The organism is Sphaerisporangium sp. NBC_01403 (genome assembly GCF_045040145.1).
Classification (GTDB): domain Bacteria; phylum Actinomycetota; class Actinomycetes; order Streptosporangiales; family Streptosporangiaceae; genus Sphaerisporangium; species Sphaerisporangium viridialbum.
This window is the reverse complement of the sequence record NZ_CP109534.1, coordinates 5,040,579-5,053,736: the sequence shown is the minus strand read 5'-3', so window position 1 is coordinate 5,053,736 and position 13,158 is coordinate 5,040,579. Positions and strand designations below refer to the sequence as shown.

The 13,158-nt window shown below is 67.3% G+C and carries 13 protein-coding genes and 2 pseudogenes; 8 read left to right on the top strand and 7 right to left on the bottom strand.

Annotated elements, in window-relative coordinates; translation table 11 throughout:
* Positions 1-2: 2 nt before the first annotated feature.
* Together OG589_RS22735 and OG589_RS22730 are read left to right on the top strand one after the other, a co-directional pair.
* On the top strand, positions 3-1,025 hold the full coding sequence (locus OG589_RS22735) for a hypothetical protein (protein WP_405139248.1): 1,023 nt from the start codon (positions 3-5) through the stop codon (positions 1,023-1,025).
* Between the two features lie 215 nt (positions 1,026-1,240).
* Positions 1,241-2,248, top strand: coding sequence for a polysaccharide deacetylase family protein (locus tag OG589_RS22730; protein ID WP_405139246.1), 1,008 nt, complete (start codon positions 1,241-1,243; stop codon positions 2,246-2,248).
* 70 nt (positions 2,249-2,318) lie between these two features.
* Here the strand turns inward: OG589_RS22730 and OG589_RS22725 are convergent, their stop codons facing one another.
* Positions 2,319-2,501 (bottom strand): hypothetical protein, encoded by a 183-nt coding sequence (locus OG589_RS22725; RefSeq protein WP_405139245.1) that lies wholly within the window; start codon positions 2,499-2,501, stop codon positions 2,319-2,321.
* Between the two features lie 358 nt (positions 2,502-2,859).
* Here OG589_RS22725 and OG589_RS22720 point away from each other — a divergent pair, with 358 nt between their 5' ends.
* On the top strand, positions 2,860-3,009 hold the full coding sequence (locus OG589_RS22720; protein WP_405139243.1) for a hypothetical protein: 150 nt from the start codon (positions 2,860-2,862) through the stop codon (positions 3,007-3,009).
* A 118-nt stretch (positions 3,010-3,127) separates the two neighbouring features.
* Positions 3,128-4,141 carry a LacI family DNA-binding transcriptional regulator gene (locus OG589_RS22715; RefSeq protein WP_405139241.1) on the top strand — a complete coding sequence of 338 codons (1,014 nt, stop codon included), beginning with the start codon at positions 3,128-3,130 and terminating at the stop codon, positions 4,139-4,141.
* Here OG589_RS22715 and OG589_RS22710 read toward each other — a convergent pair.
* The gene (locus tag OG589_RS22710; protein ID WP_405139239.1) at positions 4,138-6,315 is read right to left on the bottom strand and encodes a discoidin domain-containing protein; all 2,178 of its coding nucleotides are present in this window, start codon (positions 6,313-6,315) and stop codon (positions 4,138-4,140) included. The two genes, OG589_RS22715 and OG589_RS22710, sit on opposite strands and share 4 nt — an antisense overlap.
* Before the next feature lie 118 nt (positions 6,316-6,433).
* On the bottom strand, positions 6,434-7,288 hold the full coding sequence (locus OG589_RS22705) for a DUF1996 domain-containing protein (RefSeq protein WP_405139237.1): 855 nt from the start codon (positions 7,286-7,288) through the stop codon (positions 6,434-6,436).
* A 272-nt stretch (positions 7,289-7,560) separates the two neighbouring features.
* Here OG589_RS22705 and OG589_RS22700 point away from each other — a divergent pair, with 272 nt between their 5' ends.
* Together OG589_RS22700 and OG589_RS22695 are read left to right on the top strand one after the other, a co-directional pair.
* Positions 7,561-7,977 carry a hypothetical protein gene (locus tag OG589_RS22700; RefSeq protein ID WP_405139235.1) on the top strand — a complete coding sequence of 139 codons (417 nt, stop codon included), beginning with the start codon at positions 7,561-7,563 and terminating at the stop codon, positions 7,975-7,977.
* Positions 7,959-8,407 (top strand): annotated as a pseudogene (locus OG589_RS22695) (transposase). Before OG589_RS22700 ends, OG589_RS22695 begins: the two are co-directional and overlap by 19 nt.
* A 59-nt stretch (positions 8,408-8,466) precedes the next feature.
* On the opposite strand, the pseudogene OG589_RS22690 reads toward OG589_RS22695, so the two are convergent.
* The 3 genes and pseudogenes from OG589_RS22690 to OG589_RS22680 form a co-directional block, all read right to left on the bottom strand.
* Positions 8,467-8,577 (bottom strand): annotated as a pseudogene (locus OG589_RS22690) (DNA-binding response regulator); the annotation flags it as partial.
* Between the two features lie 457 nt (positions 8,578-9,034).
* Positions 9,035-9,772, bottom strand: coding sequence for a hypothetical protein (locus tag OG589_RS22685; protein WP_405139233.1), 738 nt, complete (start codon positions 9,770-9,772; stop codon positions 9,035-9,037).
* Complete coding sequence (locus OG589_RS22680; RefSeq protein WP_329084100.1) at positions 9,759-10,274, bottom strand: SigE family RNA polymerase sigma factor; 516 nt, start codon at positions 10,272-10,274, stop codon at positions 9,759-9,761. Before OG589_RS22680 ends, OG589_RS22685 begins: the two co-directional genes overlap by 14 nt.
* A 142-nt stretch (positions 10,275-10,416) precedes the next feature.
* Between OG589_RS22680 and OG589_RS22675 the strand changes: the two genes are divergently transcribed.
* Positions 10,417-11,307 (top strand): hypothetical protein, encoded by an 891-nt coding sequence (locus OG589_RS22675; protein WP_405139231.1) that lies wholly within the window; start codon positions 10,417-10,419, stop codon positions 11,305-11,307.
* A gap of 169 nt (positions 11,308-11,476) precedes the next feature.
* Here the strand turns inward: OG589_RS22675 and OG589_RS22670 are convergent, their stop codons facing one another.
* Positions 11,477-12,814 carry an IS701 family transposase gene (locus OG589_RS22670; protein WP_405139229.1) on the bottom strand — a complete coding sequence of 446 codons (1,338 nt, stop codon included), beginning with the start codon at positions 12,812-12,814 and terminating at the stop codon, positions 11,477-11,479.
* Between the two features lie 173 nt (positions 12,815-12,987).
* Between OG589_RS22670 and OG589_RS22665 the strand changes: the two genes are divergently transcribed.
* On the top strand, positions 12,988-13,155 hold the full coding sequence (locus OG589_RS22665; protein WP_405139227.1) for a hypothetical protein: 168 nt from the start codon (positions 12,988-12,990) through the stop codon (positions 13,153-13,155).
* Positions 13,156-13,158 lie beyond the last annotated feature (3 nt).

Here is a 13,158-nt window from a genome sequence, read left to right as displayed (position 1 = left end):
CCTTGAACTCTGTCTACATCGACCTCGCCATCGGCCTGGTGCTGGCGTTCCTGCTGTTCTCGCTGCTCGTGAGCGGCGTGAACGAGGGTCTCGTACGGCTGCTCGGCATCCGCAGCAAGTTCCTGTGGGCCTACCTCGCCGACACGCTCGACGGGGCGCGCGGCAAGAGGTCGTGGATCCCCAGCACGATCGGCGAGGTCTTCGCGCGGCTGCCCTTCAGCAAGGACGCGCGGCCGGAGTTCAGCCCGCTTCCCGCTCCGGTGCGGAGCACGGCCACCACGTGGTCCGGCCGGCTGTACGAGCGGCTCCGCGAGATCGACCACAACAAGGACGGGAAGACGAGCATCGCCTCGATCCCGCCCGGGCGGTTCGCGGTGGCGATGATGGAGATCGTCACCAGCGAGGGCGGCGTGCCCGCCCTGCTGGCCAAGCTGGAGGCGGACGGCAGCCCGCTGTACGGGCCGCTGAAGAGCGTGTGGGACACCGCCCACGAGGACCTGGACGCGTTCCGCAAGGGCGTGGAGGAGTGGTTCGACGGCGAGATGCAGCGGCTCACCATGCTGTACCGCCGCTACGTCCGCTGGGTCATCGCCGCCCTCGGCCTGGTGCTCACGCTGGTGTTCAGCATGGACTCGCTGGAGTACGGCAGGGCGATCCTCACCGACAACGCCATCAGGGCACAGGTGGCCGCCACGGCCGACGGGGGAGCACAGTCGCTGTCGGGCCTGCGGGACAAGTGCCCCGACCATCCCGCCGACCCGTACGCCTGCGTGACCGAGGTGCTGTCGGCCCCGGCCTTCGTCCAGATCGTGGGCAACGCCCCGGTGTCGGTGCGGATCCCCGACAGCGGCAGCCCCAAATGGACCTGGAACGGCGGGGAGTGGCTCCACCGCCTGGTGAGTCCCGGCCACTGGCCCGGCTTCCTGATCACCTTCTTCGCCCTGCTGTTCGGCGCCCCCTTCTGGTGGGACATCTTCCGCCGTCTCACCGGGATCCGGGTACGCGCCGGCGAGACCACGAAGTAACCGCAATACCCCCCAAACTATGACAAATGACTTCATATAGTGACATATGTAGAGTTACCGATAAATGCGGAATTAGGTGCCAGGCTTGGCATTCGCACCCCGGGATGTCCCAGGTCAGAGGGGTAGGAGACCCGTAACTCATTCCTCGGGATGGTTGGGGGGCCATGGCCATGGGGGGCTTCGGGATACGCGGTATCGGAGTTCTGTCACTCAGCGTGATCGCGCTCGCCGGGTGCATGCAAGGAGAGACCAAGGTCGTGGCGCAGCACGCCGCGTCCGGCAAGTCGGCCAAGCCGGCGAACGCCCAGGAGGCACGCAAGGCGGCGATGGCGCGGGCGGCCAAGGTCAAGGCCAACGAGCTCGGCCAGATACCCGTGCTCATGTACCACCGCATCGTGGCCAAGCCCGCCGGCACGGACGACCGGACCCCAGAGCAGTTCCGCACCGAGCTGGAGCGGCTGGCGAAGGACGGCTACGTCCCGATCACGGCCAAGGAGTACACCACCGGCAGGATCGGCATCCCCGCCGGGACCCACCCTGTCGTCCTGACCTTCGACGACTCCTCGCCGTCCCAGCTCACGCTGGACGGCTCGGGCGCGCCGAAGCCGGACACCGCCGTCGGCATCCTCAGGGACGTCGCCCACAAGCACCCGGGCTTCCGGCCGGTCGCCACCTTCTACGTCATCAAGGACATGTTCGGGACGTTCGGGCCTGAGGCGCAGGCGCAGGTCCTCGGGTGGCTGCGGGACAACGGCTACGACATCGGCAACCACACGCGCGACCACCTCAACCTGCGCGGCCGTTCCAAGGAGCAGGTCACCGAGCAGATCACCGCGGGCCACAAGCTGATCACCGCACTGATCAAGGACGCCCCGGCCACGCTCGCCCTGCCGTACGGCAACCAGCCGAGCACCAAGGACTGGGCGATCCGCGGCTCGGCCGGTGACGTCCGCTACAACTACACCGGGGTCTTCCTGGCGGGCTACACCCCGGCGGCCTCGCCCTTCAGCAAGGACTTCGACCCGCTCGGGATCCCGCGCATCAGGGCCATGGACAAGGTCGGCGACTGCGCCCGGTTCTGCTCCACGGCCTGGCTCGACTGGCTGAACGCCCACCCCGAGGACCGCTACACCTCCGACGGCGACATCAACACCGTGGCCTACCCCAAGTTCAAGAACCCCTACGCGGCCCCGCGCATCACCCGCTACTCCCTGCCCTACTGACAGCCCCGCCAAAGGCCGGCAGGTCATCAGCGGGTGGTCGCCCCGGATCGGCGCGGGTCATCGGCGCGGGTCAGTGCAGATCCAGCGCCATGAGGACGACCAGCCCGATGAGGTGGGCCACCACGAGGAACACGAGCAGGAAGACGAATATGAACTTCGCCGGCCCGTGCTCGAAATGCTCCCCCTCCTTGAGGGGTGGCAACTGGGCGCGGCGCTCGGCCAGTCGCTCCTCGATGGGCTTGCGACCAAACAATGAACTGCCTCTCGATAGGGGCAGCCGTGCCTTCGCCTGCCCACAAGAACCATAACGTCGGGGCCCCCATGGAGGCTTCCTGCAACCAGAGCCGCCGGTTCGCCGGGCTTGAGGTGACGCTATGAGCGTATATGCCGCCATGCCCGACCCCTGACCAGGCCCCTCAGCGCCGGGCGGCCCAGCGCCGGGCGGCTCAGCGCCGGGGGCTCAGCGCCGGGCGGCGAAGAACGCGCGGACGTCGCCGGGCCGTGACGGAACGGCCCAACACGTCGCCGTGGACGCAGAGCGAATCACGACATATCGTGAGATCATTGATGACATAGACCCGATGGACATCCCTCCTCAAGGAGAACCCACCATGACCAGCAAGAGCACCAAGTCGCTCGTGCAGGAGCTCTTCCAGGCGGTGACCAAGCTGACCTCGGGCGTCATCGGCAACCCCATAAACCCGGGCCCCGTCGTCGACCCCAAGACCCACCGGCCCACCACCCCACCCCGCCGCCGCTGACTCCGAATCATGCCGCCTCGTCTCCGTCGACCGGCGCTCACCGCCACCATCGTGAGCGCCTGATAATCAAGGCAGGCAAACGGTTGCCATTCCTGCCATGCCGTGTTTTCTTCCGTGCATGGACAATCGCGACAGCCAGCGACCACGACGTGTCACGATAAATGACATCGCGGAGGCTACGGGCTTCGCCGCGTCCACCGTGTCTCGCGCGCTGTCGCGGCCCGGCCGGGTGAACGCGGCCACCCGTGAGCGCATCGTGGCGGTGGCCCGCGAACTGTCCTATGTGCCCAACACCCACGCCCGCGCGTTGACCTCGGGACGCACCGAGACCGTCGCGGTCCTGGTGTCCGACGTGACCAACCCGTTCTACTTCGGGCTGATCCGGGGCACACAGCACGAGCTCAAATCCGCGGGCTACGCCCACCTGCTCATCGACACCGAGAATTCCGGCGAACTTGAGTCGCACGTGCTGTCGAAGATGCGGCAGTCGATTGACGGGGCGATCCTGGCCACCTCGCGGCTGTCCCGTCGTCTGCTCGCGGCGTTGGCCACTGAGCTGCCATTGGTGGCGGTCAACCGCATGGTGCGCGGTGTCGAAAGCGTGGTGCTCGACTCCCCATCTGGTGTGGTGCAGGCGGCCGAGCACCTGATCTCGCTCGGGCACAGCGAGATCGTCTACATGTCCGGCCCAGAGAACTCCTGGGCCAACGAGGCCCGATGGCGCTCGCTGGTCGCGGCGGCGGCCCGGCATGGGCTGCCGGTACGCCGCCTCGGTCCCTTCCCGGCCGGTCGGATGTCCGGATCGGCCGCCGCCGACGCGCTGATCAACACCCGCGCCACGGCGTGTATCGCCTTCAACGACCTTCTTGCCATCGGGATGCTCACGCGGCTGCGTGAGCGCGGGCTCGGCGTGCCCGGTGAGATCAGCGTCGTCGGCTGTGACGACATGTTCGGGGCGGATTTCTGCCACCCCACCCTCACCACGCTCGCCGCTCCGATCGAGCAGGCCGGGCGGGTGGCGGTGTCGATGCTGCTGGCACGCCTTCATGACAGTGCGCCGGCGACACGGCAATCGGCCGTGTTGCCGACGCACCTGATCGTGCGTGAGTCGACGGGTCCCGCCCCGCGCTAGGGGTAGCTGACGATGTTCACCGGCTTGACGTCGGTACCGGTCGACGCGCCGGTGTCGTTGATGACGTGTTCGATCGAGCCCTTGCCCAGCGAGATGGTCAGGATGTCATGGAACTTGACGTTCGGGCTGGTGGGCGCCTCGAAGCCGCGTTCGGACACGATGCTCGGATCGGCGGTGAACACGCAGTAGCTGCCCATGCCCCACGCCTCGTGTGACGTCACCGAATCGGCCACCTTGTACGCGGCGTACCCGCGCCCGTCACTGCGCCACGCGGCCTGGCTCGGCGGGTCGTAGGGCATCTCGTTCTGGAAGAAGATCGTACGCCCGCCTTGGCCGTTCCAGATCACCTCGTACTTGTTGAAGTGCTCGACGAACAGCCCGTATGCGGAAACGTTGGCGCCGTTGACGATCAGGCCCGTGTCGGCTGGATTGACTGTCCACCCGACCCCGCTGCCGTGATCAGCGCGCCACGCCCAGATGTGATCGATGATCGTGTTGGCGCTGTTGACGATCAGCGCCGTGGTGACCTTGCCCGGCCCGGCTCCGCCGACGCGGAAGAACACGTCCTGGAGCGTGGTCGGGTTCGCGGCATGGCTGGTGGTCGCGCCGGCCGGCCCGACCTGCAACAGGGACGGCGAGTTCACCGTGCCCGCGTCGAACAGCAGCCCGGCGAGCTTGACGCCGTCGACGTCGGCGACGGTCATCGCGCTGATGCCGTTGTCCGGGATCAGCGTCGGGTAGCCGATGCCCAGCACGATGGTGTCCGGCCGGGTCACCTTCAGCGTCTGGCCCAGATGGTAGACACCCGGCGTGAACAGCAGGTTCATGCCGCAGGACAGGGCATTGTTGAGGGTCGCCGCCGAGTCGGCCGGTCGTGCGAGGTAGAACTGGGTCAGCGGCACGGAGGTGCCCGGTGTCGACCCGCCCGACCAGGTCGTACCGGAGGCGTTGGTTCGCAGGTTGGGCACGAACACGTGAGGGTTGCCGCCGTTGAGGTACAGGTAGGGCTTGTCCCGCACGACCGGGGTGGTCGGCAGGGTCGTGTACGGCGGGCTGGGGAAGCTGTTGGCCGGGGCGCCCTTCACGCCGGAGAACACCATGTTCCACACGCCGTTGACCCAGCCGCCGATCTGACTGTCACGGGTGTACCACTGCTGCTGGGAGTAGGGGCCGACCTTCCCGTCGATCTTGCTGTCGGCGATGTAACCGCCGCTGGCCCAGCCGTACCCGTTGGGGGCCAGGTTGAGGTCACCGCGGATGTGCACCCGGCGCATCGGCGCGGCCTGCGCCACCGCCCATCGATCGGCGGTGTTGCTGGGCACGATCGCCAGGTTGTCGACGGAGCGCCAGAAGTTCTGGGTGGCGTTGCCGCCGAACCAGCCGGCGTCCACCGTCACGTCGCCGTTGATCGTGACGTCGTCCGGGTTTCGGCCCAGGCCCAGCACGGAGGTGTAGAAGCCGGTGTTGACGTTGATGCCGCTGTAGGTGCCCGGCTTGAACATCACCGCATAGCGGTAGTTACCGAACTGGGCGCTCTCGGTCTGGGCGAAGATGGCGTCCAGCCTGCTCTGGATGGTCGCACTGGACATCGACGGATCGAACACGACCACGTTGGGCCCGAAGTCCTGGGACACCGGTGGTGGCGTCTGACAGTCGCCGCCACCCGTGCTTCCACCGTGGACGGTCAGCTCCTTGATGGAGTAGCCGTATCCGGTGGCGCGCTGCGTGCCGTACACGCGCAGGTAGCGACCGGTGCCGGCGGCGTCGATGGTCTGTACGCCGCCGGGGTTGGCGGTGGTGGAGTAGAGCGTCGTCCACTGGTTGCCGTCGCCGGACAGCTCAAGGCGGAAGGCTTTGGCGTACGACGTCTGCCAGTCGATGACCACCTGGCAGACCGCGGTGTCCGGCCCGAGGTCGACCTGTATCCACTGCGGATCGCTGGACTGGCTCGACCATCGGGTGGAGGCGTCGCCGTCGACGGCTTTGGCGGGCAGATAGCCGTTGCCCTGGACCGAGGAGGCGGTCGCGGGCTTGTTGAGAGCGAGGTTCGTGGCGGTGTCGCACGCGGCCGCGCTCGCGGGCGCGGCGCTCGGCGTGACGACCATGCCGGTTACGGCCAGCGCCATGGTGGCGATGCCGGCCATCAGCCGGCGGCGGAGGGGTGAGGCACGCATGGTTTCTCCCTGGCGGGGGGCCGCCGCGGGCAACGGCGGCGTGCTTGTAGGGGCGGCGCCCGGGATGGGCGCCGCCGACGGATCACATGCGAGGTGAGGATGGCGGTGTCGCCGGGCGTTACGGCTTCTTCGGATCCTGCCCGTAGCCGTTGCACTGGCGTCCGCCGTTGATGCAGTAGCCCACGAGGTAGGCCTGGCGCGGCGCGTTCCACCCGTTCATGAAGTCGTAGTGGAAGGTGTACGCGGCGCCCGAGGCGAGGGCCAGACCGCTGGTGTTCCCGCCGGCCAGCGGATACGGGACCTTGGCTTCGAGCATGGGCAGAGGTACGGGATGGTCCGCCGGGCAGACTCCGCGGACCGGCCATGCCATGTGCGACTTGTGATCGGCGCTGTCCAGGTGGACGCCGTCCCAGCAGCTCGGCGCCTTCAGCCGGGCGACCAGGGATGTGCCGCTCGGGCACGATGTCGGGAAGTCGGTGCCCTCGTAACCGGGGCACTTCCAGGTGCCTTGGTACGCGGCGGCGTCCGTCGCGCGGGCATCGCCGACGACGAGCCGGAACCCGGGCGGGAACGGCTGGACGGTGCGGTAGTCCTTGACGCCGGACTTGTAGTAGATCGTTGGCTTGTCCGGCAGCCGTACGGCGCCGTTCTGCAACAACGTCGGGAACCAGTACCCCGACGCGTCGAGCGTGTCCTCGCAGGACGTCGCCCCACCGACCAGCGCCTGCGGGGTGGAGTTCGCGTTGGTGGCGGGGTTGCCGACGAACGTGTGGTTGTGCGACGCGCCTGGCAGACCAGGGAACACGATCGGGTCGTCGCTGAGCCGATGGGTGACGGTGCAGTTCGCGTGCATCTCCTGGTACTGCGCGAACGGCGGATCGTCGGCCACTTGCACAGCACCGGCCGCTTGCGTGGCGCCTGCCGCTGTCAGGACGAGCGCGGCCGTCGCGACCGTGAGGGTGCGAATACTCATGACGCCTCCTTGGCGATTTGAGTATCGGAAGTGGGGTGGAATCCGGACTTTATTACGGCAATGTTGCAGCGGAAAGCGCTTGCCAAAATTTGCCACCGGGCCCCGACCACCCCTGGTGATCGTTTCCAGGCAGGTCAGAGGCGTGTGTGACGCATCGCGACAGACCGTCACACCGGGAGAGTCGTTCCGGAAGAAACAAATGTGAAACACGCCGTGGGCGTCTAGTAAGTGCTTTGCCAGGTCTGTGCGGCAGGTGCGGATCGTGGGTGCGAGTGTTCCGCAAGAGCTTCTGCGGTGTCACCTACGCCCACCAGGTGGCCGACTACAACGGGCACATCGGCGTGCCGGAGCTGTGCGACATCTGCCCCGCCGCCCAGCTGAAGCGTTGCACCGACGCGCATCAGGCGCCCACCGAGGCCGAATTCCGGGCCGCGATGCAATCCTTCGGCTACGAGGCGGACGCGCCGTTCCTGGTGGAGGATGGACATGTCCTCACGCACGCTCTAGGCGAGCAACGCCGGTACGCGCTGCAGCACGCATTGGGCTACCAGGTGTGGGAAGTTGATCACCCGCACCTCCACACCGCCCACGGCCGCGCCCTGCAAGGGTATGTACTGAGCGACGACGAGCAGGCGCAACTCGACCAGACTGATCCGGTAGATCCTCGTGTGTGGCGCGAGTGCAACTGACGGACGTGGAGTGGGAGTTCATCAGGCCGTACCTGCCGATCGGCAGCTACGGCCCGTACCCCGAGTGGCTGCGGCAGCAGTTCGAGGGCGTGATCTGGCGGTTCAGGATGGGCGGGAAGTGGCGGGAGATGCCGAAGGAGTTCGGCGCCTGGTCGACCGTCCACAACCGCTTCCGGCAGTGGAGGGACGCCGGCATCTTCGAGGCCCTGCTGGAGGGCCTGGTCACGGAAGCCGCGAAGAGGGGCGAGGTGGACTGTCCCTGGCCGACCTCTACAAGGAACGGAACACCGTCGAGCGCCTGATCAACAAGCTCAAGGCCTGGCGAGGCATCGCCACCCGCTACGACAAGACCCCCGCGAGCTACCTCGCCGGTCTCCACCTTCGCGCCGCGATGATCTGGATCAAAGACCTCACCCGGACCACCCCTTGATCGCAACCCGATACGCGCCCTAGTACTGCAGCCGCCATTCGCTATGTGACCTGGGATGAAAGCATCGGGGCGTTGTCGACCGCGGCCACCAGTTCGAACCCGTGCGCGGACAGCAGCCGCACCAGGCCGTCCCGCAACAGGGCGAAATCTTCCGCTATTACAACACGCACGGCAGCTCCATGGTCAGCTCGGTGGGTCCGCCGGGAGGGCTGCACGTCGAGCGCGCCGTCGAAGGGGGACAGCCATCGCCGGACACCGGCCAGCCCGCTCCCTGCCGCTGGGTCGGCGCCGCCCCGGCCGTCGTCGCGCACGGTCCAGACGTAGGACCCCGGCCGTCGCAAGAGGGAGTCGGAGGGCGGTCGGCCGCCGACCTTCGACCCGAAGGTCTACAAGCAGCGCCTCGCTGTGGAGTGCGGCATCAACCGGCTCAAACGCCACCGCGCTGTGGCCACTCGGTTCGACAAGCTTGCCGTGCGCTACGAAGCCACCGTCCTCACCGCCGCAATCAACGAATGGCTCTGACCGACTTTGATAAAGGCCCTAACAGTCCGGCGCTTTGTCTAGAGCGGTGTCGCCGACCAGCGCTAACACGTCTCGCGTGTAGAAGACCCCAGTTCGAACGTGGTATCACATGGTGGAGGTGAGCCCTTCTCCGATCTTCTTCAGCTCGGCGCTAACGGCCTCGGCGCCGGAGAACTCCTCCGCGTACACAGGGCTGAACATGATCTCGGCCCACTGCCTGTCGCCCATTTTGAGGAAGAGGGTCGGGGTGCCCTTCATGCCATCCTCACCGACGTTCTGCACGACCAGGTAGCCGCTCCGGCCTCCGACGGTCACCTCCTCGCCGCCCTTTTCGCCGCGATAGGCCTGGATCTGGTCCTCCACCTCCTGGACGGTCTTCTCCTCGTGCATACGGATCTGGACCTGGTAGTAGCCCTTGTCGTCGCCATCGTAGTTGTACGAGGTCGAGTAGGTGTCGCCGAAGTCCGACGACCATCGGGACCACTGCAGCCCTTCGGGCAGGTATCCCACCCTGACATGCCCGAACTCCCTCCCGTCGCCCAGGTCCCCGAGGTCCGGCGGGTCGGTCGGCACGGGCGGGGTGTCGTCGATGGCAGGCGGTTCCTGTACCGCGGAGAACGTGCTCCGCTCGCCGATCGTGGGCACCGAATCGACGGTCCAGTAGGCGATGGACGGGGCGACGACCACGAATGCGGCCACGGACGCGGCCACCGCCGCGGCCCTGGCCCTCCTCCTCTTGGCCCGGTGGGAGCGCATCACCCGCCCCAGCAGGTCAGGCGCGGCGTGCAGCCTCGCCGTCCCGTCCGCCATGAGCCGGCGGATCTCGTCCTCAAGCATGGGCATCCTTGATCGCTCCTTCCAGTGTTTCCCGGCCGAGCGCCGAACGGAGCTTGGCCATGGCCTTCGACGCCTGGCTCTTGACCGTGCCGACCGCGCATCCGAGCACCTCGGCGGTCTGCGTCTCGCTAAGGTCCTCCCAGTACCGCAGAACGATCACCGCCCGCTGCCGGGGCGGCAGAGTGCGCAGCGCGTCCATGAGCACATGGAACAGGTCAGGGTCACTTGCACGGACCGACGTCTCCGGCGGGCTGTGCATGGGGATGATGTTGAGGATCGCCCGGCGGCGGGCGCGGTTGATGGCGGCGTTGATGATGACGCGCCGCACGTAGGCATCGGGGTTGTCGTAGCAGGCCACCCGCTCCCAGTTCTTGTAGGTACGCTCGAGCGCCGTCTGCAGCAGGTCCTCGGCCTCCGTCTCGTCGCCACAGGCGAGATAGGCGACCCGCAGCAGGCTCGTGGCACGCGCGGCCACGAAAGCACCGAAGTCATATTCCACACCGCTCACGGCTGTCCGTCCGATTTCACACCTCCTAACACACTTCGGCCTTCGCGACGGTTGCCCGCTCGCGCAGAACACTTTTGCGGGCAACCCTTCGAGCGGCCCAGGTGTGTAGATAGTTGTGACTTCGAATCGATGGAGCAACCTGATGACGTTCGCGACCGTGCCGACCCGGCGGTTGATCACTCTCGGCGTCGCCCTGGCCGTGGGCGCCACCGTCCTTGGCGCGCCGGCGGCCGTCGCGGCTACTCCCCCCGAGGGGGCCTACTGGCACACCAAGACCATGACGACAACATCCACCCATCCCCGGCAGTTCGGCAGCAAGTCGGACGCCTATTCGCTGGTCCAGCGGGAGATCTCCGAACGGTGGAGCGCCCCCGACGGCAGGAACTGGTTCGGGTACCGGGAGCTCGGGACGCTGCCGGGGACCGTGGCGGACAAGAAGGCGTGGCGGCGCGACGGCTCCCCCTCCACGTGGAACGAATCGATCGACGGCAAGACGGTGAAGCTGTCCGCCGAGCCCGCCAAGGGCCGCCTGGCACCTGCAGGGAGGGAACGGAAGTTTTGGGTCGCGGAGCAGTGGCTGACGTACGACGAGGTTCAGCGCCTGCCCGCCGACCCGAGCCGGCTGAAGGACTGGCTCACGAAGGCGGGCCAGGTCGGCCGGGAGGACGACATACCCGGATGGCTCGAGTACACCCTGCCCGAGTTCCTGCACGATTTTCCCGCCCCGAAGGAGGTCCGCACCGCGGCCTACCAGGCCCTGCTGACGCTGCCGGGCGTCCGCGCCGGCGGCGCCGCGAAGGACGGCCTGGGCAGGCCGGGCGCCGCGGTCGTGCTCGATAGTTCGAGCGGGAAGGGGAAGAAGGCGACCGTGGTCAAGGTAAGTCTGATCGTCGACACCGGCAGGATGGTGCTACTGTCACGGGACCAGAAGGCCACGCTCGACGGCAAGGCGTTCCCGGAGATGTCCTCCAATAAGACGCTGATCCAGGTCGGCTGGACCGACTCCCCGCCTGCCGTACCGGCTCTGTCCTGACGCGCCGCGACCGGCCATATCCACGCGGTAGTCCGGCGACAAGAAGACCGGATCCCCGGCCCGGACATCCATCCCACCCCTGGGAGTTCCGGTAGTAATCGCCGAATATCCAGCGAAGTTCGGTATTGTTCCTGGTGAGGCCGTTTTCTAGTACGAAAGCCGCTATTCCTTAGTTGAGCTGGATATATGCGGTGCTCAGGCGGGCTCGGTGGTGGAACCAGCGGGCGCGTGCTTGATGGCGGCGTCGCCAGGCTGACCAGTGAGCAGCCTGTTCCAGGGTCGGTGTGTGGCCGGTGGCGGCGTTGAACAGGCGCTTGACCTCGGCGACCGTCAGCGGGATCAGGCCGGGGTCCCCAGGCGGTGCTTCGTCGGGACGGGTGGGGCGGGTGGCCTGGGAGTCGGTGCGGTGCCGGGCCGCGGCGGCGGTGACCGCGCAGACGGCCAGGGCGGCCATGACCAGCACGAGGTGCCGCAGCAGTGCCTCGTGGAGGCGGACCTGGGACTGGTCCAGGCCAAACAGGTCCTTGCCGGTCTGGAAACTCTCCTCCACCGGCCACCGCAGCCCGGCGGCGGTGATCAGGCGGGTCAGGGTGGCCGGCTGACCGGCGGGCACGAAGCAGTAGTGAAAAGCCAGTTCGCCACTCTTGCAGTGCTTTCGGACCAGCAGATAGCGGGCAGGGCTGGCAGTGGCGATCCAGGCCCAGGCGTAGGTGCGTTCGCCCTTGGAGCCGGTCCCGGCCGAGCGGATGGTCCATGTGCGTTTCTGCCTCAGGTGCTTGGCCACGGCCTGCTCGCAGGTCAGGCAGGTGCCCCCGCCGAGGGTGAGGGTGAAGGTGGCGCGGATGCGCAGGACGTAGGCCTGGCCGTGTTCTTCCAGGAAGGTGCGTAGCTTGGTGCAGGCGCCGTAGACCTCGTCCCCGGCCACGAAGTCCAGGCGCACGCCGTCGGCGTAGGCCTCGCGCAGCAGGTCGATGGCCAGTTCGCCCTTCGTCGCGAAGGCCAGGTGCAGCGGCAGGCCGGTGGTGATCGCGGTGACGGGGTCGCTGATCTGCTCGGCGGGGATCCATTGCCGTGCACCGATCAGCGCGTGCCCGGCATCGGCGCGGACGTAGGCCAGGTAGACGGTATTGATGCCGTTGTCGATACCACCGGCGCAGCCCATGTGCTGGCGCTTGACGCCCGCCGTGGCCACGCCCTTCTTCTCCTGCCCAGACTCGTCCAGCACACCGATGGTCAGGTTGCCCGGCCGGGCGGCGGTATCGAGCCGGGTGACGGCGAACCGGCGGATGGTGCTCATCGCGCCCGCGGTGTCCCACCGGGCACGGTTGAGCAGGCGCTGGGTGGCATCGGGGCGACGGTCGCCGATCCATTCGGCGATCGTCCAGCCGTTGCGTCTGGGCAGCTCAGACATGACGGCTCGGACGTACTTGGCAGCCTGCAGCCGCGGCTCGATTCGGCTGAACAGCGGTGCCAGCGCGGTCATGAGATCGTCGAGGTTCCGATGCACACGCCTGGCCTCTACGATGAGGGCATCAGCCGCTTCGGATCTTGTTCCCGTCACACAGACATGATTACGAGCGACTGCTCTCGTTGTACGGGCATTCCATCAGAAAATCGGATCGACCCGTCGCGCGTCATCCCAGGTCACATAGCGAATGGCGGCTGCCGTATTAGGCGGTCATGGCTAGCAATACCGACTACCGAGAAGACGGCAACGACTTCTACGCCCGCCGCAGCGCCCGCCACGCCCAGCACCTGGCCGCCCGTCATCAAAAGACCCTGGAAAGCCATTACCAATCCTCCTCGCAATTAGGGATCGGGCGTGCGGCGTGGCTTAGGGCTGGCTGAAGG

Excerpts from the sequence above, each read along its gene's own strand:
- OG589_RS22675 (WP_405139231.1), top strand. The coding sequence starts at position 10,417 with ATGACGTTCGCGACCGTGCCGACCCGGCGGTTGATCACTCTCGGCGTC.
- OG589_RS22685 (WP_405139233.1), bottom strand. The coding sequence starts at position 9,772 with ATGCCCATGCTTGAGGACGAGATCCGCCGGCTCATGGCGGACGGGACG.
- OG589_RS22705 (WP_405139237.1), bottom strand. The coding sequence starts at position 7,288 with ATGAGTATTCGCACCCTCACGGTCGCGACGGCCGCGCTCGTCCTGACA.
- OG589_RS22665 (WP_405139227.1), top strand. The coding sequence starts at position 12,988 with ATGGCTAGCAATACCGACTACCGAGAAGACGGCAACGACTTCTACGCC.
- OG589_RS22710 (WP_405139239.1), bottom strand. The coding sequence starts at position 6,315 with ATGCGTGCCTCACCCCTCCGCCGCCGGCTGATGGCCGGCATCGCCACC.
- OG589_RS22715 (WP_405139241.1), top strand. The coding sequence starts at position 3,128 with ATGGACAATCGCGACAGCCAGCGACCACGACGTGTCACGATAAATGAC.
- OG589_RS22720 (WP_405139243.1), top strand. The coding sequence starts at position 2,860 with ATGACCAGCAAGAGCACCAAGTCGCTCGTGCAGGAGCTCTTCCAGGCG.